Origin of the sequence: Protofrankia sp. BMG5.30, from assembly GCF_001983005.1 — a bacterium.
GTDB lineage: Bacteria > Actinomycetota > Actinomycetes > Frankiales > Frankiaceae > Protofrankia > Protofrankia coriariae.
Map to the genome: position 1 here is coordinate 79,951 of NZ_MOME01000017.1, position 19,191 is coordinate 99,141.

The 19,191-nt window shown below is 71.4% G+C and carries 20 protein-coding genes; 19 read left to right on the plus strand and 1 reads right to left on the minus strand.

The genetic code is table 11. The features are described 5' to 3' along the window. Positions 1-22: 22 nt before the first annotated feature. The 16 genes from nifE to BL254_RS11385 all read left to right on the plus strand — a co-directional run bounded on the left by nifE (position 23) and on the right by BL254_RS11385 (position 14,460). Positions 23-1,552 carry a nitrogenase iron-molybdenum cofactor biosynthesis protein NifE gene (gene nifE / locus BL254_RS11310; RefSeq protein WP_076843272.1) on the plus strand — a complete coding sequence of 510 codons (1,530 nt, stop codon included), beginning with the start codon at positions 23-25 and terminating at the stop codon, positions 1,550-1,552. After that, the gene (gene nifN / locus BL254_RS11315) at positions 1,552-2,943 is read left to right on the plus strand and encodes a nitrogenase iron-molybdenum cofactor biosynthesis protein NifN (RefSeq protein ID WP_076843273.1); all 1,392 of its coding nucleotides are present in this window, start codon (positions 1,552-1,554) and stop codon (positions 2,941-2,943) included. Before nifE ends, nifN begins: the two co-directional genes overlap by 1 nt. Continuing rightward, the gene (gene nifX / locus BL254_RS11320) at positions 2,937-3,335 is read left to right on the plus strand and encodes a nitrogen fixation protein NifX (RefSeq protein WP_013874043.1); all 399 of its coding nucleotides are present in this window, start codon (positions 2,937-2,939) and stop codon (positions 3,333-3,335) included. Before nifN ends, nifX begins: the two co-directional genes overlap by 7 nt. Continuing rightward, on the plus strand, positions 3,332-3,832 hold the full coding sequence (locus BL254_RS11325) for a NifX-associated nitrogen fixation protein (protein ID WP_254858010.1): 501 nt from the start codon (positions 3,332-3,334) through the stop codon (positions 3,830-3,832). The genes nifX and BL254_RS11325 overlap by 4 nt, the downstream gene beginning before the upstream one ends. Further along, the gene (locus BL254_RS11330) at positions 3,819-4,028 is read left to right on the plus strand and encodes a CCE_0567 family metalloprotein (RefSeq protein WP_013874041.1); all 210 of its coding nucleotides are present in this window, start codon (positions 3,819-3,821) and stop codon (positions 4,026-4,028) included. The genes BL254_RS11325 and BL254_RS11330 overlap by 14 nt, the downstream gene beginning before the upstream one ends. Further along, entirely contained in the window at positions 4,025-4,402 is a 378-nt protein-coding gene (gene nifW, locus BL254_RS11335; protein ID WP_076843274.1) for a nitrogenase-stabilizing/protective protein NifW, read from the plus strand. The genes BL254_RS11330 and nifW overlap by 4 nt, the downstream gene beginning before the upstream one ends. After that, positions 4,402-4,698, plus strand: coding sequence for a nitrogen fixation protein NifZ (locus tag BL254_RS11340; protein WP_047221804.1), 297 nt, complete (start codon positions 4,402-4,404; stop codon positions 4,696-4,698). Before nifW ends, BL254_RS11340 begins: the two co-directional genes overlap by 1 nt. Continuing rightward, positions 4,695-6,356: a nitrogenase cofactor biosynthesis protein NifB gene (gene nifB, locus BL254_RS11345; RefSeq protein WP_076843275.1), complete on the plus strand. Its 1,662-nt coding sequence runs from the start codon at positions 4,695-4,697 to the stop codon at positions 6,354-6,356. Before BL254_RS11340 ends, nifB begins: the two co-directional genes overlap by 4 nt. After that, positions 6,353-6,967, plus strand: coding sequence for an iron-sulfur cluster assembly accessory protein (locus BL254_RS11350; protein WP_076843276.1), 615 nt, complete (start codon positions 6,353-6,355; stop codon positions 6,965-6,967). The genes nifB and BL254_RS11350 overlap by 4 nt, the downstream gene beginning before the upstream one ends. Positions 6,968-7,010: 43 nt before the next feature. Continuing rightward, entirely contained in the window at positions 7,011-7,607 is a 597-nt protein-coding gene (locus BL254_RS11355; protein WP_047221801.1) for an iron-sulfur cluster assembly accessory protein, read from the plus strand. Positions 7,608-7,626: 19 nt separating this feature from the next. After that, complete coding sequence (locus BL254_RS11360; RefSeq protein WP_047221800.1) at positions 7,627-8,538, plus strand: HesA/MoeB/ThiF family protein; 912 nt, start codon at positions 7,627-7,629, stop codon at positions 8,536-8,538. An 11-nt stretch (positions 8,539-8,549) separates the two neighbouring features. Next, positions 8,550-9,743 carry a cysteine desulfurase family protein gene (locus BL254_RS11365; protein ID WP_083730992.1) on the plus strand — a complete coding sequence of 398 codons (1,194 nt, stop codon included), beginning with the start codon at positions 8,550-8,552 and terminating at the stop codon, positions 9,741-9,743. Positions 9,744-9,921: 178 nt separating this feature from the next. After that, entirely contained in the window at positions 9,922-10,242 is a 321-nt protein-coding gene (locus BL254_RS11370) for a hypothetical protein (protein ID WP_047221799.1), read from the plus strand. A gap of 456 nt (positions 10,243-10,698) precedes the next feature. Then, a complete protein-coding gene (locus BL254_RS11375) occupies positions 10,699-11,169 on the plus strand; it encodes an ester cyclase (protein ID WP_047221798.1) in 471 nt (156 codons plus the stop codon). Continuing rightward, entirely contained in the window at positions 11,166-12,986 is a 1,821-nt protein-coding gene (locus tag BL254_RS11380; protein WP_139342274.1) for a hemopexin repeat-containing protein, read from the plus strand. The genes BL254_RS11375 and BL254_RS11380 overlap by 4 nt, the downstream gene beginning before the upstream one ends. Positions 12,987-13,128: 142 nt before the next feature. Then, the gene (locus BL254_RS11385) at positions 13,129-14,460 is read left to right on the plus strand and encodes a hemopexin repeat-containing protein (protein WP_076843278.1); all 1,332 of its coding nucleotides are present in this window, start codon (positions 13,129-13,131) and stop codon (positions 14,458-14,460) included. 380 nt (positions 14,461-14,840) lie between these two features. Here the strand turns inward: BL254_RS11385 and mftR are convergent, their stop codons facing one another. Further along, the gene (gene mftR / locus BL254_RS11390) at positions 14,841-15,509 is read right to left on the minus strand and encodes a mycofactocin system transcriptional regulator (RefSeq protein WP_076843279.1); all 669 of its coding nucleotides are present in this window, start codon (positions 15,507-15,509) and stop codon (positions 14,841-14,843) included. Between the two features lie 372 nt (positions 15,510-15,881). On the opposite strand from mftR, the gene BL254_RS11395 reads away from it, so the two are divergent. The 3 genes from BL254_RS11395 to mftE are packed head-to-tail and all read left to right on the plus strand — an operon-like array spanning position 15,882 to position 19,179. Then, complete coding sequence (locus BL254_RS11395) at positions 15,882-16,655, plus strand: mycofactocin-coupled SDR family oxidoreductase (RefSeq protein ID WP_047221870.1); 774 nt, start codon at positions 15,882-15,884, stop codon at positions 16,653-16,655. Further along, positions 16,652-18,460, plus strand: a complete 1,809-nt coding sequence (gene mftF, locus BL254_RS11400; protein ID WP_254858013.1) for a mycofactocin biosynthesis glycosyltransferase MftF — start codon at positions 16,652-16,654, stop codon at positions 18,458-18,460. Before BL254_RS11395 ends, mftF begins: the two co-directional genes overlap by 4 nt. Further along, a complete protein-coding gene (gene mftE, locus BL254_RS11405; protein ID WP_083730994.1) occupies positions 18,457-19,179 on the plus strand; it encodes a mycofactocin biosynthesis peptidyl-dipeptidase MftE in 723 nt (240 codons plus the stop codon). Before mftF ends, mftE begins: the two co-directional genes overlap by 4 nt. The last annotated feature ends 12 nt before the right edge of the window (positions 19,180-19,191 follow it).

Genomic DNA, 19,191 nt, shown 5'->3' on the forward strand with positions numbered 1-19,191 from the left:
GACACCGTCCGCTGAGGTGAAAATGGCTGCCCTGACGAAGATCGACGCCACGGTACTCTTCGACGAACCGGCGTGCKACCACAACCGCGCCAAGGATCCCAAGACCCGCAAGACGGGCTGCTCCCGGCCGAAGCCGGGCGGCACCGCCGGGGGCTGCGCGTTCGACGGCGCGATGATCACTCTGGTTCCGATAGCCGACGTCGCCCACGTGGTGCACGGCCCGATCGCCTGTGCCGGCAACTCGTGGGACGGCCGGGGCAGCCTCTCCTCAGGCCCGACGCTCTACCGCCGGGGCTTCGCCACCGACCTCGGCGAGCAGGACGTGGTCTTCGGCGGCGAGCAGCGCCTCTACGACACCATCGTCGAGGCCGCGCGCCGCCACCGCCCGCCCGCGGTCTTCGTGTACGCCACCTGCGTCACCGCGATGATCGGCGACGACGTCGACGCGGTGTGCGCGGCGGCGGCCACCGCGACCGGCATCCCGGTGGTCCCGGTGCACTCGCCGGGATTCGCCGGCAGCAAGAACTTCGGCAACCGACTCGCCGGCCAGGCCCTGCTCGAACACGTCATCGGCACGGTGGAACCGGCGTTCACCACGCCGTACGACGTGAACCTGGTCGGCGAGTACAACATCGCCGGCGAGCTGTGGGACGTCACCCCGCTGCTGGCGAAGCTCGGCATCCGGGTGCTGGCGAGCGTCAGCGGTGACGGCCGCTACGCCGACGTCGCCGCCGCCCACCGCGCGAAGGCGACGATGGTCGTCTGCTCGCGGGCGCTGCTCTCGCTGGCCCGGGGCCTGGAGGACCGCTACGGCATCCCCTGGTTCGAGGGCAGCTTCTACGGCGTCCGCGCGATGCGCGACACCCTGCGCGGATTTGCCCGCGTCCTCGGCGACAAGGAGCTCTCCTGGCGGGCGGAGGAGCTCATCGCCACCGAGGAGGCCGCCCTGGCGACGGCGCTCGCCCCCTACCGGGAGCGGCTGGCCGGTGCCCGGGCGGTGCTCTACACCGGCGGGGTCAAGAGCTGGTCGCTGGTGGCGGCGCTGCAGGACCTCGGGGTGGAGGTCGTCGCCTCCGGGGCCACCAAGAGCACCGAGGACGACGTCGACAAGATCACCGAACTGCTCGGTGAGGACGGGATCGTCGTCCGCAACGGCACGCCCGCCGAACTGCTGCGGGTGGTCGCCGACACCCAGGCCGACATCCTGATCGCCGGTGGCCGCAACCAGTACACCGCGCTCAAGGGCAGGCTGCCCTTCCTCGACGTCAACCAGGAACGCCACCACGCCTTCGCCGGCTACCCCGGAATGATCGAACTTGCCCGGCGGCTGGATCTGGCGCTGTCCAGCCCGGTCTGGGAGCAGGTCCGGGCGGACGCGCCCTGGGAGGACGAGCCGGATCCCACCGGCCCCACCGGCCGCCCGGGAGGCCCGGCCGCCAGCGCCGGTGGCACTGCCGCCGACGCTGTCACGGCCGCCGGCGCGGCCGCGGGCGGCGGCTTCGAGGACGGCACCGACGACATCGACGACGACAGCGATCCCGAGGTCTTCTGATGGCCCGCGTCACCACCGGCGGACACCGGGCCGCCTTCGACCCGCTCAAGCACAGCCAGCCCCTCGGCGGCGCGCTGGCCTTCCTCGGCCTGGCCCGCTGCATCCCGATGCTGCACGGTGCGCAGGGCTGCTCGGCGTTCGCCAAGGCCCTGCTCACCCGCCACTTCCGCGAGCCCATCCCGTTGCAGAGCAGCGCCATCAACGACGTCAGCGCCGTGCTCGGCTCGTCCGAGTCGCTGCTGAGCGCGCTGGACACCATCAACGAGCGGCAGCGTCCCGACATCATCGGGGTGCTGACCACCGGCCTCACCGAGGTCACCGAGGAGGACATGTTCGGTGTCCTCGGCGCGTCGAGGTACGCCCCGGGCTCCCGTGGCCCGCTGGTCGTCGCGGTGTCCACCCCGGACTTCCACGGCGGGCTGTCGGACGGCTGGTCCGCGGCGCTGCGGGGGATCGTCGCCGCGGTCCCGGCCACCGGGGTGACGGTCCCCGGCCGGGCCGCCGTGCTCGTCGGCCCGACGCTGACCGCGGTGGACATCGACGAGATCGCCGACCTCGTCCGGGCCTTCGGCCTCGACCCGGTGGTCGTCCCCGACCTGTCCGGGTCGCTCGACGGCCACCTCGCCGCGAACTGGTCGCCGGTGACCACCGGCGGGACGACCCTCGACGCCCTGCTGGGCCTGGCCGGCTGTGAGGTTGTCGTCGCGGTCGGGTCCGCGGCGGCCACCGCCGCCGGAGAGCTGGCGGGCAAGGCCGGCGTCCCGCTGATCGCCCACGACCACCTCAGCGGGCTGGCCGTCACCGACCTGCTGGTCACCGACCTGATCCGGCACACCGGCGCGACCGCCCCCGAGGCGGTTCGGCGCTGGCGCCGGCGGCTGGCCGACGGGCTGATGGACAGCCACTTCGTCCTCGGCGGGGCGAAGGTGGCCCTCGCGCTCGAACCCGACCAGCTTGTCGCGGTCGGTTCGCTGCTCTACGACGTCGGCGCCGAGATCGTCACCGCGGTGTCGCCGACGGACGCCGACGTGCTGCGGCAGGCGCCGTGGGAGGAGGTTGTCGTCGGCGACTTCGTCGACCTCGCCGAACGGGCCGCGGCGGCCGGCGCCGAGCTGGTCGTCGCCTCCAGCCACGGGGCCGACGCGGCCGCCGGGGCCGGCGCGGCACATCTGACGATGGGCTTCCCCGTCTACGACCGGATGGGCGCCCAGCTGCGCGCCACGTCCGGATACCGGGGCAGCCTGCACCTGCTCGTGGACGCGGCCAACCGGCTGCTCGAACACCGCGAGTCACACCGTCCGTCGCGTCATCCGGCAGCCGCGGCGCCGACGGGCGCGGCGGCCGCCGAGCGCCTGGAGCAGGACGAGCACCTGGAGGAACTGGCATGTTGAAGGTCGCCTTCGCCACCAGCGACGGCATCGTCGTCGACCAGCATTTCGGCTCGTGCCGCCGGTTCGACGTCTACGAGGTGTCCGCGGAGCTCGCCTCGCTGTATGAGAGCCGGGTGCTCGACCCGGCCGTCGACGACGAGGCCGAGAAGATCGAAAGCCGGTTGGACGCCATCCGGGACTGCGCGATCCTGCACGTCGCCGCGATCGGCGGGACAGCCGCCGCGAAGGTGGTCCGGGCCCGCGTCCATCCGCTGAAGGTCACCGAGGACACCTCGATCGCGGACCAGATCGTCCGGCTGCAGCGGGTCCTCGCCGGCAACCCGCCGCCGTGGCTGCGCAAGCTGCTGCGCGCGAGCGGATCCGGCGCCACCCCCACCTGGAGCCCGCGATGACCATCGACAGCACCAGCACCAGCACCAGCACCAGCAGTGCCGGCGGCGCGGGCGCGGACGTCGCCACCGGCTTCCTGCGCGACCTGATCGACCAGCTGCGCGCCGGGGACACCTACGGCCAGCTCGACCGCCTCGGCTGGGAGAAGCTGCTCAGCCCGTTCGTGCTCACCCCGCAGCGGCGCCGCGAGCTGGGGATCTCCTGTGATGTCGACCCGGCCACCGAGGGCCGGCTGCGCTCCTTCTACCAGGCGGTCGCCGCCGGCATCGAGAAGGCGACCGGCCTGGTCACCGGCTATCTGCTCGATCTCAGCCATGAGGGCTTCGGCCGGGTCACGGTGTTCACCGGCCGGCTCGTGGTCGTCTCCGAGGTGCTGCGTGACGCGCACCGTTTCGGCTTCGACTCCATCGACCATCTTGCCGGGCGTGGTGAGGCGCTGGTCGGCGCCGCCGCCGCGCTCGTGCGTGCCCACCCGGAGGTGGCCCGTGACGACTCCTGACGACATCCCCGAGCTGCGCACGAAGCTGAAGAAGCTCAACAGCCTCGCCACCCGTCTCAAGCTCGACCTGCACGATCTGGCCGAGGACCTGCCGGTCGGCTGGGAGCAGATCCTGGAGACGGCCACCGCGACCTACAACACCTACGTCGAGATCAACCGTCTCGAGCGCGAACTGGCGAAGGTGGACGCGGCATGACCGCGGCATCCGCCGAGCAGCTGCCACCCGCCGAACAGCTGCCACCCGGCGAGCGGCTGGCGCGCTTCCGCCAGTGCGCCACCGCCGAGGACTACTTCCAGGCCCTGGACGTCCCCTTCGACCCGAAGGTGGTCGCGGTCAACCGGCTGCACATCCTGCGGCACTTCTCCCGGGCCGTGGCCCGGACGGACGCGGAGAATCCCGCGCCGGGGGAGCGGCTGGCCGCCTACCGCGCCGCCCTGGTCGCCTCCTACGAGGCGTTCACCACGGCCGGCGCGCTCGACCACCGCCTGTTCAAGGTCCTCGCCGACCGCGCCCCCCAGGCGTTCGTCGCCCTGGACACCGTCACCGTTKAAGCCGAGAAGAGGGCCTGATGGACGTCAGTTTCGAGGAACCGCCGCTGTCCGAGGCCGCCTACGACGTCGGCGACACCGTCGTGGCCGTCAAGGACCTGCGTAACGACGGCACCTTCCCCGAGCCGGGGATCAGCGTCGGGGACGTGCTGGTGGAGACCGGGACCGTCGGTCACGTCCACGGTGTGGGCGTCTACCTGCAGGAGCACATCGTCTACGCGGTCGCGTTCAGCAACGGCCGGGTCGTGGGCTGTCTGGAGCGCGAGCTGGACCTGGTGACCGCCGCGCCGGGCCGGGAAGCGGGTGAGCGGCCATGACCCCCCAGTCAGCGCGGCCGGCGCCGGTACCGGCGCGCTCGATCCCCCTGACGGTGCTCTCCCCGGYCGAGGCGGCCGCGGCGTCGGCGCCGGTGGCCGCTGCGCCGTCGCCGGCGTCGTCGCCGGCGACGGGGTGCGCGTCCACTCAGGGATGCGGCACCAGCACGACCGGTCTGGACCCCGCGATCGCGGAGAAGGTCGCCAACCATCCCTGTTACAGCCAGGAGGCGCACCAGTACTACGCCCGGATGCACGTCCCGGTCGCGCCGGGCTGCAACATCCAGTGCAACTACTGCAACCGCAAGTTCGACTGCGCGAACGAGAGCCGCCCCGGCGTCRCCAGCAAGCTGCTCACCCCGGAGCAGGCACTGGCCAAGGTCAAGCGGGTGGCCAGCGAGATCAAGCAGATGAGCGTGCTCGGCGTGGCCGGGCCCGGGGAGCCGCTGGCCAACGCGGGGCGCACCTTCCGCACGATGGAGCTGGTGGCCCGGGAGTGCCCGGACATCAAACTGTGCGTGTCCACGAACGGGCTCGCCCTCGTCGACCACGTCGACCGCATCGCGGATCTCGGCATCGACCATGTGACGATCACGATCAACATGATCGATCCCGAGGTCGGCGAACGGATCTACCCCTGGGTGGCCTTCCGCGGTAAGCGCCACACCGGCCGGGAKGCGTCGAAGATCCTTGTCGAGCGGCAGCTGGAGGGGCTCGCGGCGCTCACCGAACGCGGGATCCTGTGCAAGGTCAACTCGGTGATGATCCCCGGGGTCAACGACGAGCACCTGGTGGAGGTCTCCCGCACGGTCCGCGGCATGGGGGCCTTCCTGCACAACGTGATGCCGCTGGTGTCCGCCCCCGAGCACGGCACCCACTACGGCCTGACCGGGCAGCGCGGGCCGACCCCGCAGGAGCTCAAGGCGTTGCAGGACCGCTGCGAGGGCGACGACGGCGCGCAGATGAACATGATGCGCCACTGCCGGCAGTGCCGGGCCGACGCGGTCGGCCTGCTCGGGGAGGACCGCGGCGACGAGTTCGGCCCCGAGACCTACCTGGAGGGCGAGGTCACCTACGACCTGGCCGGCCGCCAGGAGGCGCACGCGGCGATCGAACGCTGGCGTTCCGACGTCCGTGCCACCCGGGAGGAGCTGCGGATCTCCGCCGGCGCGGCAAAGCCGGAACGCACGGTTCTGATCGCGGTCGCCACCAAGGGCGGGGGAGTGGTCAACCAGCACTTCGGCCACGCCGAGGAGTTCTGGATCTACGAGGCGGGCGAGCGGTGGGCGCGCCTGGTGGGCACCCGCAGCGTCGCGCGCTACTGCGAGGGCGCCTCCGAGTGCGATGACGAGGGGGAGAGCGGCAAGGGGGAGAGCGGCAAGGGATCGGTGCTCGACCGGACCGCCAGCATGCTGTCGGACTGCGCCGCCGTGCTGTGCAGCAGGATCGGTAACGGCCCGCGGGAGACGCTGGCCGCGGCCGGGATCGAAGCCGTCGAGTGCTACGACATCATCGACTCCGTGGTTGCCACCGAAGGTGCGCGGCTTGCGGCGCAGGGTGCCCAACAGACGGCGGACGACCTGTTCGAGGACACCCCGGACGAGCTGTCCGCCCCGCGCCCGCGGTCGGCCGGGCCGGTCGCGGCGGAGGTGGGATCATGATCACAAAATTGCAGGTCGTGCTCACCGAGCGTGCTGGCGAGCAGGTCCGGGCGCTGCTCGCCCGCGACGAGACGACCACCGGCTACGGCCTTCGGGTCGGCGCGGAGCCCGGCGGCTGCTCGGGCTACAAGTACAGCCTCGCGCTCGCGCCCGCCGCCGAGAAGGGCGACATCACCGTCCGCCAGGACGGGTTCGACGTGTTCGTCGCGTCCGAGTCCGCCTCGCTCGTCCACGGGGTCCGTATCGACTATGCGGAGTCGCTGACGTCGTCGGGTTTCGTCTTCTCCAACCCGCGGGCGGCGGATCCGTGCTCCTGCGGGTCGTCCTTCTCCGCGGACTCCGCGGACTCCGCGGACTCCGCGGAGCGTCAGGAGGGTGACGAAGATACCCTGTGGCGGCAGGTCGACGAGGCGATCCAGCAGGTAAGGCCGTTCCTGCAGCGTGACGGCGGGGACGTCACGGTCGTCGACATCACCGCGGGCGTCGTCTCCGTCCGCCTCACCGGAGCCTGCGGGGGATGTTCCGCTGCCCTGGACACGCTCACGGGCGTCATCGAGCGCCAGCTGAAGGAATCGGTGCCAGCGGTCGAGCGGGTCGTCCTCGCGTACTGACAACTCCGTCCGAGCGCATCTGAACGCATCTGGAGGTGGACCAGTGGATATCACGATCAGTTTCACCGAGCGGGCGGCCGGCCAGGTACGTGCGCTGCTCGATCGGGAGGGCGGCACGCCCACCGCAGGCCTGCGGGTCGGCGTCGACGGCAGCGGCGGCTGCGCCGGGCACCGGTACCGGCTGGCCGTCGAGCCCGCGCCGAGCGCCGGCGACGTCGTCACCCGGGTGGCGGACTTCGACGTGTTCGTCGCCGCCGACGCGGTCGACCAGTTCGACGGCATGCGCATCGACTACAGCGAGTCACTGATGTCGTCCGGCTTCACCTTCTACAACCCGCATGCGCGTAGCCACTGTATGTGTGGCCCGTCGTTCGTCCCGCCCGTCCAGCCGGACGGGGTGGAGACGTCGCTGCTGCAGAAGGCGAACGTGGCGATCCAGCACATCCGGCCGCACCTGCAGCTGGTGGGCCGGGACGCGTCCGTGGTCGGGGTCGCCGACGGCGTGGTCTCGGTGCGACTGACCGGCATCGGCCTCGAACGCGAGGCCGACGTCATCGAGCTGGTGAAAACGGTCGAACAGCAGCTCAAGGACGCCGTCCCCGCCGTCCGACGGGTCGTCCCCGCATCCGTGGGCCGGTAGCGGAAGGCAGGGGGACGGCATGGACATGCGGCGGTTCGAGCGTCAACTGACACTGAGCGGTTTCGGGCTACCGGGACAGGAGCGGCTGTGCGAGGCGACGGTGCTTGTGGCGGGTGTGGGTGGGGTAGGCGGCGCCGTCGCCACCTACCTGGCCGCGGCTGGCGTCGGGCGGCTGGTCCTCGTGCATCCCGGCGCCCTCGAGACACCCGACCTCAACCGACAGACGCTTATGCGACCCGACCGGGTCGGTGAGTCACGGGTGGCCTGCGCCGCCGGCACGTTGCGGGAGCACTACCCGGACGTCACGGTCGAGGCGTGGGACCGGGACCTGTTCGACCCGCTCCTGCCCGGTCTCGTCGCCGGCGCGGACGTGGTCGTCGACGCCCGCCACAACTTCCCCGAACGGTTCCGGATCAACCGGATGTGCCTGGACCTGGGGGTGCCGCTGGTCTTCGCGGCCATGAGCAACACCGAGGCCCAACTGCTGACGGTGCTGCCCGGCGACCCGTGCCTGCGCTGCGTGTTCGCCGACGGCGACCCGGAGTGGGAGCCGCTCGGCTTCTCGGTGCTCGGCGCGGTGGCCGGCACGGTGGGCTGCCTGGCCGCCATGGAGGTCATCAAGATTGTTTCTCGGTTTGGTGAGCCGTCCAGCGGGAAACTGCTCACCTTCGACCTGTGGGACATGGACTTCCGCTCGTTCCCGGTGGCCCACGACCCGCAGTGCGTCGACTGCGGGCCCGTCCGGCGGCAGCCGTCGCACCCCCAGCCGTACACGGTGCGCCGCGTCCCGCTGTCAGATGTGTCAGATGTGTCGGACGTGTCGGCAGGCGTGCCAGGCCTGGCGGACACGGCCGGCACAGCCGGGGCCGGTGGGCTGGCGGGGGCAGGGGCCGGCTCCTGCGTCCGGTGCGGTCACGACGATCCGCTGTGACCGGATCTCCCATGACCCCGATGATCTACTGTGACTACAACGCGACGACCCCGGTCGACCCGCGGGTGCTCGACGCGATGCTGCCGCTGTTCACCGAGGACTTCGCGAACGCCTCCAGCGGGCATGCCGCCGGCCGCGCGGCCGCCCGCCTGGTCGAGCGGGCCCGCGAGCAGGTCGCGGCCCTGGTCGGCGCCGGCCGGCGCAGCGTCGTGTTCACCGGCGGCGCCACCGAGGCGGCCAACCTCGCGATCCACGGCGTCCTCGCCGGTGCCGAGCCCGGCCGTCGGCGCGTCCTGGTGGCGGCCACCGAGCACAAGGCCGTTCTCGCGGCGGCCGGGCAGGCCGCGCGGCTGCACGGTGGCTCGGTCGAGCTGATCCGGGTGCTGCGCGACGGCACCCCCGATCTCGATCATCTCGCCGCGCTGCTGTCGAAGCTGTCGGGGCAGGTCGGGCTGGTCGCGGTGATGGCCGCGAACAGCGAGACCGGCGCGATCGCGGACATCCGGCAGGCCTGCCGGCTCACGCACGGCGCCGGCGCACTGTACCTGTGCGACGTCACCCAGGCCGCCGGCAAGATCCCCGTCGCCATGGAGACGCACGGGATCGACATCGCCGTGCTCAGCGCGCACAAGATATACGGACCCAAGGGGGTCGGCGCGCTCGTCGCCAGCCGTCCGCTGCAGAACCGGCTGACACCGTTGATCGTCGGCGGCGGCCAGGAGCGGGGGCTGCGCAGCGGCACCATCAACAGCGCCGGCATCGTCGGGTTCGGCCAGGCCGCGCAGCTCGCCGCCGAGCGGCTGCCCGCCGACGCCGACCGGCTGCGCCACCTCACCGCGCTGCTGCACGGCCTGCTGACGGAGAAGCTCCCCGGCGTGGAGCTCAACGGCCCGACCGTCACCCGGCTGCCGAACACGGTGAACCTGCGTTTCGCCGGGGCGGACGCCGACGCGGTGATGACGTCGATGCCGCAGGTCGCGGTGTCGGCGGGCAGCGCCTGCAAGGGTTCGAGCACCGAGCCGTCCCACGTGCTGACGGCGATGGGGCTCGACACGACCGCCGCGTTGGAAAGCCTGCGCTTCAGCCTCGGCCGCCCCACCACCGAGGACGAGGTACACGCGCTGGCCACCCACGTTGCCACCGCCGTCACCCACGTCCGCTCCCTGCACACTCGCCCCCACACCACCCCCCGCGCCCACGCCTGACCGGCGGCCGCGGCGGAAACGCGGGTGGCACCATCATCCCGGCGATGGTTACCACCTATACCTCGTCTACCTCGTCGACGCTGGCCGAAGATGTAGGCGGAAAACATTGTCATGGCAGTGTTTTCCACCTGATACCGATATTTTTCACCTGGTACCGGTGTCGTTCCGTGATCCAATTGTGCTGTCCCGACCGGAGCTGCCGCGGCCGCCGTCCGTGCCGTTGCGGGATCTCCAGGCGGCGGAGGTGGCGCACATCGCCGGCCTGCTCACCTCGACCACCGAGGATTTCAACCTCGCCTGGCAGACATACCTCACCTGCGGCGGGTATCCGTGGGCGGTGAGCGAGTACCGCCGCACCGGAGTGGCCGGTGATGCTTTCCTGACCGACATCGAACCGACATCGAACAGTGGCTGCACCGCGATGTGGACCGGAACGCGCCGGAGGAGTCCATCCTCCGACCACTCGCTGGTCTCCACAGCCGTTGCGGTACCCCGATGAATGGACCAGGGCCGTGGTCGACCTGGGATATCCCTCCCGACAGGCATTCGACCTGCGCCTGGGGAAGCTCGTCCGGACGCTCGGAGAGCTCTGCTGTCATCAGATCGGTGCCGCGGTGCGCCGGGTGGCGGGCGCGTGGGCCGGGCTTTGCCTCGCTGATCCGATCATGGCTTGGTTGGGTCCCGGCTGCGGGCGCCGCCGGCTACGGCTTCCCGAAACGGCCTCCCGGAACCTGGCCCTGGGCGCACGCGCTGGCCACGTGCGCACCGTGTCCTCGCCATGCTCACCCCGACAAGACAAAAGGCGAGGACGGGAAGCGTCGTCTGGCCGACATTACGCCTCTCCAAAGCGGCCTTGTTACCGTGGCGTGATCTCAATAAAATCAGCTGCGACCGATGACCGCATCGAGCAATGGCAAACCGGGGGCAGCGCGTGGCGGGGGACAGCAGGACCATAGTGAGCGCACTCCTCACCGATGTGTGGGGTGCCGGGAAGGTCGATCTTATCGAGGATCTGATCGACGCCGAATACCGTAGTCATATCGAGGAGACCCATCCGGTCCGGTCCTCGCGTCGGACGGGTCCTGTCATTCCGCGCCTCGAGATCATCGCCTACCGCTCGGGTATACCGAACCTCAGCCTGGACGTCACGGCTGTTCTCGCTGACGGGGACACCGTCGTGGCGATATGGACGATGTCAGGCGACAACACCGCCGACGCCAGCGTCGAGGGCGGCGACGAGGTGATTCCGTCGTCCGGACGCCGCGTCGAGGCGACCGGTATCGGGTTGTTCGTCGTCAGGGACTCCAGGATCACGAAGGCGACATACCACTGGAATCCGTTGGGCCCGCTGACGCAGCTACGATTCTTCGCCACGGGTACTCTCGAGATCGGGCTCGGCGACGGGACGGTGAGTCTCCAGCGATGAGCGACACTTCGAATGTTGTGATCGTGGACCCGGCGAATCCTGTGGTCCGGCCGCTGTTCGAGGTTTCATCCGCGCTGCCGGAAAGCCTCGAATTCGATATCAAGCCCGTGTGGACCGCGCTCGCCGTTCCCCCCTCGGCCTTTCCCGCGAGGCTCGGCGGCTACACCGAGCCGAGCGAGTCCCCGTACGCGCGGCGCAAGGGCGCGTTCGACAGCGCGGCCCGGGGTTTCGGTGCCACCGCCGACCGCATCTGGTTCTTCCGGGGAGCCAACTTCATCCGCTATTTCGAGCGCCCGGAGCGCAGGGACGACACCAGCGATTGGTTACGGACAGCCACATACTGGCCTGGTCTTCCAGCAAACATCAGTACGCGCATCGACGCGGTACTCACTGGCAACGTCGCGCCATATGAGGGCCACCTGTGGCTGTTCAGCGGCAGTCAGTACATTCGCTATGACCCGAACAACGACACAGTAGTCGTCGGAGCTCGGCCCATAGCCGGGCACTGGGGTCTGCCCGACGGGTTCGCGCAGGGTTTCGACGCGGCCATCCACGGGGTCGGCGACTACCTGGGCATCGCCTGGTTCTTCAAGGGCAGCCAGTACGTGCGCTACAACATCCATACGGACACGACCGAGTTCGGGCCCGTGGACATCGCGTCGATGTGGCACAACTGGCCCGACTCCTTCGCCGACGGGGTTGACTTCGCGTTCTACGGAACCGGGCCGCACGAGGAGCACATCTACTTCTTCCGCGGCGACAGGTACATCCGCTACAACCTGCCCGCCGACCGCGTCGAGGACGGTCCGTTGAACGCGACGGACGCGTGGCCCGCACTGGGCCGGTTCATGCCGGTGCCGCAACTGTTCCTGCGCGAAAAGTACACGCTGTCGACCTTCCACGGTGAGATGGGAAGGGCCGGCGTCGTCGGCGTGCCCACCCAGGTCGGCGGACACACCAGGACGGAATTCTACGTCGTCACGAAGAAGACGCAGGCCACCAACGAATCGATGTCGACCAACATCCTGGAAAGCAGCTCGCAACAGGTCGTGAACAACTTTTCCGACAGCCTGCGCACGGACACCTCGAGCTCCGAAAGCCACGACAACTACGACTACGGCATGGACGCCTCGTTCCACGGCGAGGCGCAGGCGACCGGGCTTACCGGCGGCGAGGTCAACGCCGATCTACATGTCAAGGGCGCCACGCATGACGTCCGTACGTCGTTCGCCAGGGCCGTCGGCGACCAGGTGAACAAGGCGAGGCAGGACTCGCACGAGCGGCACTCGCAGCAGGTCAGCACCCAGGACTCCTCGTACCAGGTCAACGTGGAGACGGAGACCGGGTTCAAGCAGGTGGTCGACAACACCCAGAATCCCGACGCGATCAATTTCGTGTTGTACCAGCTCACCCAGGAATACATCCTGGTGCTGAGCCTGGTGGACGCGGAGCTCGTGTTCCGCAACGGGGACGACCGGGCGGCGGCATCGGTCTCCATAYGCGACATGGGGAAGCTGCTCGACAACTGCGTGGCGGACGCCGCCGCCCGCGCCGACGTGGCACGGGCGGTGGTCGTCACGCTGACCTCCGTGACCGACGCCACCGGAGCGACACGCTCCCTGCTGGCCGCGGGTGTGACACCGGACGCCCCTGCCGGCGCCGCGGTCGACCGGTCGGTACGAACCTCGTTCACGGTGAAGAACTCCGAGGGAAATCCCGTACGCAACATCGATGTCGACGGCATCATTATCAGCGTTGAACGCCCGGTGGTGCTCACCGCGAACACGGCGCTGGCCACTCTCCACGGATCCGGGTGAAACGCCGCACCGCGTCCAGCAGAACCAGACACCGGCAGCGCTGCCATACCGGCGCCATACCGGCGTTCCCGAGCATCCAGCAAAGTTCTGAAGGCGGTCCCACCCGCCCCACTTTTCGTTTCCAGCAATCCGGAGGTATGTAGTGTCCAAGGCCTACGTGACCCGAGGCGGCCGGTACCTGCGTTACGACGTCGACGGCGACGCCGCGGACGCCGGGTATCCGAAGGCGCTCACTGACGGCTGGTCCGGGCTGTCCGGCACGGGCTTCGAGACCGGGATCGACGCGGCGCTCGACCTCGGCACGGGCAAGGTATACCTGTTCAGGGGCCCGAACTACCTGCGGATCGACCAGCAGCGCAACCAGGTTGACGAAGAGCCGAGACCCATCGCGGGCGCATGGGCCGGGCTCGCCGAGGCAGGCTTCGCCGACGGGGTCGACGCGGCCATCAACTGGGGCAACGGCAAGGCGTACTTCTTCCGCGGCGACTCCTACGTGCAGTACGACATCGGCGCCGACCGGGTCGACGACGGCTACCCACAGCCGATCGCGCAGGACTGGCCCGGGTTCGCCGACGCGGGCTTCGCCGACGGGGTCGACGCCGCCGTGAACTGGGGCAACGGCAAGGCGTATTTCTTCCGCGGCGATTCCTACCTGCGCTACTCGATCGGCGTCGGAACCGACGAGGGGTATCCGCGGCCGATCGCCGGGAACTGGCCAGGGCTTGGCGAGGCGGGTTTCAGCGACGGCCTCGACGCAATCTGGGTGAAGCTCACCTCGGCGCCCGCGCCCGGACCGGGGCCGGCTCCGTCCGGCGTCGGCCTCGTCCCCGGTGACCATGTCTGGTACTACAACGGCCAGATATCCACCGACCGCGACATCCCACGAGCTGTGTGGTTCCCCGGCTCGCAAAGCCCGACGGACTATCTCGGCCACGGCGATGAGATCTTCAACTTCGTCATCCACGCCGATGCCATCTACCGCGGCCGCCCGCACATGCGCGGCCGGGAGGGCACCTATGCCTGGCTGAACAACAACCCCGGCAACATCACCGGCGTCCCCGGCGGCACCGACTACGGCCAGTATCGGGACAAGTTCAACTGGCACCGATTCATCATCTTCCCGACTCGTCAGGCAGGGTACGACGCCATCGCCGCTTTCCTTCGCCAGGCCAGCTACCCTGCGAAAACCACCGGTGTGCGGCAGTGGCCGGCCGGCCGCTACCGCGACCTCGGCATCACCGAGGCGTTTCACCGGTACGCGCCCGCCGAGGACGGCAACGACCCTGACAGCTACGGGGCCGCGGTCGCCGCCGCCGCGGGGGTGTCGACGACCACGTTGATCAGCGAGTTGACCGACGCGCAGATGGCCCACATGCAGAACAAGATCGCCGAAATCGAGGGTGCGGTGCCTGGAGTGATATTTGCCCCGGACTCCGCTGACCTACCCGACGCCGTCCGCGCCGCCCTCGCCTAGAGAGCCGGGGGTCACGTCCGGCATCTGGCATGTCCGGCGCGTCGACGACGGGCTCACCCACGAGGCCGTCCTCCGGCTGACGCAGGGAGAAGGCTTCCCGGCTCCGCCACCGTGACGGATCCACAGCTGCCCGTCCCGCCTGTGGGGGCTGGCGGCACCATCGGATTGTGACAGGAAGTAGAAAATCTACATCTGTCCGTACCGGGAGCCGAACCGGCTCCAGCCCGGTCCGCGGCGGGCAAGAGTCCACTACCAGGAGCGGAGCCCACCGCACAAACCATGGTTCCGGTAAGTTGATCTTGTCGGGAATCCGGCTCCTGAGAAGATCACATAATTGCCTGACGATCAGATTCGGGCTCGGCCGGCCGCGTTACCTGTGATTACCGCGGGTCCGGGCCGTGGTCGGTCGGGGGGTTTTCGGCTGTGCCGGCGAAGCCGGCGGCGAGCTTCCGCATGGCGGCGTCCAGGAGTTCGGTGAGTTCCAGGTTCTCGTGGCGTAGCCACTGTTCGTAGGCGGCGATCGCCACGCCCAGAGTGGCGTACRCGATCGCCTGCGGGGCCAGGGCGTGCTCGTCCTGGCCGATGCGGTTACCGATGAACTCGGAGATGACCTGCCGCCACGCGACATAGCGCAGGGTCGAGTGCGCCTGCAGGGCCGGGGTGCCCAGAATGAGCCGCATCCGCCGGCGGTGCCAGGGGATCTCGGCGGGGTTGACCCGGTTGAACTCGATCAGCGCCTGGCGGACGGCGTCCATCAGCGGGACGTCGGGCGGGTAGGTGCGCAGGTCCGCGCGCAGCCGGGCCAGTTCCTCGTCGAAAGCGCCCCAGACGACGTCGTTCTTGGACGGGAAGTAGCGGAAGAACGTCCGCCGCCCGATACCGGCGGCGCGGGCGATGTCGTCGACGGTTGTCCGCTCGAAGCCGCGTTCGGCGAAGAGCTCGAACGCCAGATGCTCCAGCTCGGCGCGGCTGGTGACGGGGTTGCGGCCACCCCGGCCGCCGGATGTGCCGGATGTGCCGGGTGCGCGCTCTTCGCGCTGGTTCCGCATCGCCTCTTCCGGGTGGCATTGAGTGCCAATATTATGCGTGCCTGCGGTCACAGCGAATCATGTTGTCGGACGGGAGCATGCCATGCCGCACCGGATGCCCGGGTCGTGCCGGACGCGCGCGGCGGGCGGCCCACGCCCGGCGCGCGTCCGGAAGCCGCCGGACGCCGGCAGTGGCCGACCGACTGCCCACCGCGGGCACGCTCGCCAGCGGCGGGAAGGGCGGTGACCCGGCCAGCGGCGCCCACGGACGCGGTGGCCGAAGGGACAGCGGCAGGTACGGCAAGCGAGGGAACAGCGGGCGAGGGAACAGCAGGCACCGCGCGGGCCGCGGCCGGGGGGACGGCGACGGACCCGCAGGCGGGCAGCGGCCGGGTGGCGGTGGTGACGGGGGCGGCCCGCGGCATCGGCGCGGCCGTGGCGGGCCAGCTGGCCGCGCAGGGGTGGCGGGTCGTCGCGGTGGACGTGTGCGCCGACCTGCCCGGCGTCGCCTACCCGCTGGGGACGCCGGAGGAACTGCGCGCGCTCGCCCGGCGCTGGCCCGGCCGGGTCCGCGACGTGGTCGCCGACGTGCGCGAGGCACAGGCCCTGGCCGAGGCCGTCGAGCTGGCCGAGCGCGAGTTCGGGGGAGTGCACGCCGCGGTGGCCGCCGCCGCGGTGATGGCCGGCGGCCGTCCGCTGTGGGAGACCACGGACGCCGAGTGGGACGTCCTGTTCGAGGTCGGTGTCCGCGGAGTGCTCAACCTCGCCCGCGCGGCCGTGCCCGCCCTGCTGCGTGCCGCGCCGCCGCGCTCCGGCCGGTTCGTCGCGCTGGCGTCGGCGGCGGCCCATCGCGGCCTGTGGCATCTGGCCGCCTACAACGCCGCGAAGCACGCCGTCGTGGGGCTGGTGCGCGGGCTCGCGACCGACCTGCGGGGCACCGGTGTCACGGCCACCGCGGTGTCCCCGGGCTCCACCCGCACGGCCATGCTGGACGCGACCGCCGCCCTCTACGACCTGCCGGACGTCGACGGGTTCGCCGGATACCAGCTCCTCGACCGCCTGCTGCGGCCGGAGGAGGTCGCCGCCACCGTGTGCTGGCTGTGCGGCGAGGGCTCGTCCGCGATCACCGGCACCGTGGTGCACGCCGACGGCGGCTTCACCGCGTGACAGGCACCGTGGGCCCGGCGGGCTCCCGCGACGCGGACACCGCTGTGACGAACGCCGGAAATCCCGCGAGCCCCAGGAATCCCGCGGACTCCGGGAGACCCGCGAAGCGCGCGGACGACGCCTTGGATGCCGCGGGCTCCCAGAGCCCAGGCACTCCCGCGGCGGGAGCCGGCGGCACCCGGGACGAGGGCCGCGCGGGCTCGGGAAGCCCGGCGGACGGCGTCCTGCGGCTGGTCTTCGACCCTGGTACGCGCCGGTGGGCCGACGGGCAGGTGCTGCTTGGCGGTTCCCCGCTGCGGGTCCTGCGGCTGCCCGCCGCCGGCGCCCGGCTGGTCGAGGAGTGGATGCGCGGGCAGCCGGTCGGGCCCGATCCGGCGCGGCGGCGGCTGGCGGACCGGCTGGTGGCGGCCGGAATCGCCCACCCGGTCTACGAACGTCCCCGGCTGCGCCTGTCCGACGTCACGCTCGTCGTCCCCGTGCGCGACCACGCCGCCGCCCTGGAACGGCTGCTCGCCGCGCTGGGCGCGGCAGGTGAGGTGGGTACGGCGGGCGGGGCGAACAAGGCGGGCGGGGCGAACAAAGCTGGCGAGGAGAACGATGCGGGCGAGGGGGATGCGAGGGAGACAAGGAAGGCGGGGGAGGCGGGGGAGCTGGCGGAAGTGATCGTCGTGGACGACGGATCCGTGCCGCCGCTGCCGCGGGCGACAGCCCGCCACCAGCGGCCCCGCGGCCCGGCCGCCGCGCGCAACACCGGCTGGCGGCGGGCGGGCACCGAGCTGGTGGCCTTCCTGGACGCCGACGTGCGGCCCGAGCCGGGCTGGCTGGAGCCGCTGCTGGCGCACTTCGACGCCCCGGACGTCGCCGCGGTGGCCCCCCGGGTGACCAGCCTGCCTGGGCGGTCGTTGCTGGCCCGCTACGAGCGGGCGCGCTCGTCGCTGGACCTCGGCGGCGTCGCGGCGCCGGTGCGGCCGGCCAGCCGGGTGAGCTACGTCCCCTCGGCCGCGCTCGTGGTGCGTGCCGCCGCCCTGCGGGAGCTGCGCGGTTTCGACGAGCGGATGCGCTTCGGCGAGGACGTGGACCTGGTGTGGCGGCTGGTGCGTGCCGGCTGGCAGGTCCGTTACGAGCCCGTGTCGCGGGTCGGGCACGCTCCCCGCGGCCGGTGGACGGCGTGGCTGCGGCAGCGTTTCGACTACGGGACGTCGGCGGCGCCGCTGGCGACCCGGCACGGTGGTGCCGTCGCGCCGGTGCGGATGTCGGTGTGGAGCGCGCTGTCGTGGGCGGCGGTGGCCGCCGGCCGGCCGCGGGCCGGGCTTGTGGTCGCGGCCGGCACGGCGGCGTTGCTGCCGCGCAGGCTGGCGCCGCTCGGGGTGCCCGCCACCGGGGCGCTGCGGGTGGCGGCGCTGGGGCACCTCGGCGCGGGCCGGCTGTTCGCCGACGCGGTGACCCGCGCCTGGTGGCCGGCGGCCGTCCCGCTGCTGGCGGGCACCAGGCGGGGCAGATGGCTGCTGGCCCTGGCGCTGGGGCGGCACCTGCACGAGTGGTATCAGCGGCGGCCGGACGTGGATCCGCCGCGCTGGCTGCTGCTGCGGGCACTCGACGACGCCGCCTACGGCGCCGGGGTCTGGTGGGGCGCCGCACGCGCGGGCACGCTCACCCCGCTGCTCCCGGAGCTGTCCGGCCGGCCCGCCGCGGCGACCGCGTACCTTCGCCGTGTCCTTCAGGTCCGCGGTGCATCCCACCTGAAACCACGCCACGCGCTGGTTTCGGGAGCGCGTCGCATCCTGGGCAGGCATCACGTACCGTGACCGTCGTGCGGCCCTGGCGGTTGGCGGAGCTCGCCTGGCCCGAGGTGGCCGAGCGGGCCGCCACCAGCGTGCTCGCCGTCCCCCTCGGCGCGACCGAGCAGCACGGGCCGCACCTGCCGCTCACCGTGGACACCGAACTTGCCACGACGCTGTGCGAGCGGCTCGCCCGTGCCCGATCCTGGGTGCTCGTCGCGCCGGCGCTGCCCTATGGCGCAAGCGGTGAGCACGCGGGCTTTCCCGGCACCCTGTCGATCGGGCAGGACGGCGTCGAGTTGCTGCTGGTCGAGCTTGTCCGCTCGGCGGACGCGTTCGCCGGGGTGCTGCTGGTCTGCGGGCACGGCGGCAACGCCGCGCCGCTGCGCCGCGCCGTCGCCCGGCTGCGCGGTGAGGGCCGGCGGGTGCTTGCCTGGCTGCCCGGCGGGCCCGCGGACGACGCCCACGCCGGCCGTACCGAGACCTCGGTGATGCTCGCGCTGCGCGGGCAGGCGGTGCGGCTCGACCATGTCGAGCCCGGGGTGACCCGTCCGATCGGTGAGCTCCTGCCGGCGCTGCGGGAGTCCGGGGTGCGCGCGGTCAGCCCCAACGGCGTGCTGGGCGATCCGACCGGTTCCTCCGCCCGCGCCGGAACGCGCATCCTGGACGCTTGGGCCCAGGAGCTCGCCGCCGCGGCCGACCGGTGGCGCGACAGTCTGCCGCACGACCGGAAGAGCCAGCCGTAGGACCGGCGGCCG